Source organism: Prevotella amnii CRIS 21A-A (assembly GCF_000177355.1).
Taxonomy (GTDB): domain Bacteria; phylum Bacteroidota; class Bacteroidia; order Bacteroidales; family Bacteroidaceae; genus Prevotella; species Prevotella amnii.
In genome coordinates, this window is record NZ_ADFQ01000106.1 from 1 (window position 1) to 663 (window position 663).

At 30.4% G+C, this 663-nt stretch carries 1 protein-coding gene; it reads left to right on the forward strand.

The window, feature by feature from the left end:
• The first annotated feature begins 79 nt into the window (after nucleotides 1–79).
• Nucleotides 80–409 carry a DUF3467 domain-containing protein gene (locus tag HMPREF9018_RS09860; RefSeq protein WP_008451162.1) on the forward strand — a complete coding sequence of 110 codons (330 nt, stop codon included), beginning with the start codon at nucleotides 80–82 and terminating at the stop codon, nucleotides 407–409.
• Nucleotides 410–663: the final 254 nt, after the last annotated feature.

The window sequence follows — 663 nt, forward strand, 5'->3', positions numbered from 1 at the left end:
TNTTNTTTTTTATGTATGTTATTGTGTTTTGGTACAATTATATTACCTTTGTAATATTAATTAAAAAAGATAACTAAAGATGGAAGAAAAATCTCAGAATGAAGAAGGACAGCAGTTTCAAATAGATATTAATCCGGTAGTTGCTGGTGGTGTATATAGTAATCTTCAGATAATTTCTCATTCCAGTTCAGAGTTTGTTTTAGATTTTGCAACATTACTCCCAGGTCTGTCAAAAGCTACTGTTGCAAGTCGCGTGTTAATAGCTCCAGAACATGCAAAACGTCTTATTAGGACTTTGCAAGAGAATGTTGTACGCTACGAGCAAGAGTTTGGTAAGATTAATTTACCAGAAGCTAACATAGACGATCCTCGCACTATAGCTCCTTTTGGAAAAGGTCCTAAGTCTTAGGAATAATAACGATATTTTAAGCGTATTAGTTTTTTCAAAAATTATTTGGATAGACTAATTTTTATTATCTTGTAAGATGACTATTAAAGAATCTCCCGAAAGTTAGATAAGGTAACTTTCGGGAGATAATTATTTTTTGTATAATAGTATTTTCTTAAACCCAAATTACATTTGATTTGTAATGAGAAATAGTGATATATATAGAGAGATTAATAGCTTAAGCTGAATATCACCAGTTATAAGTTATTGCTTTG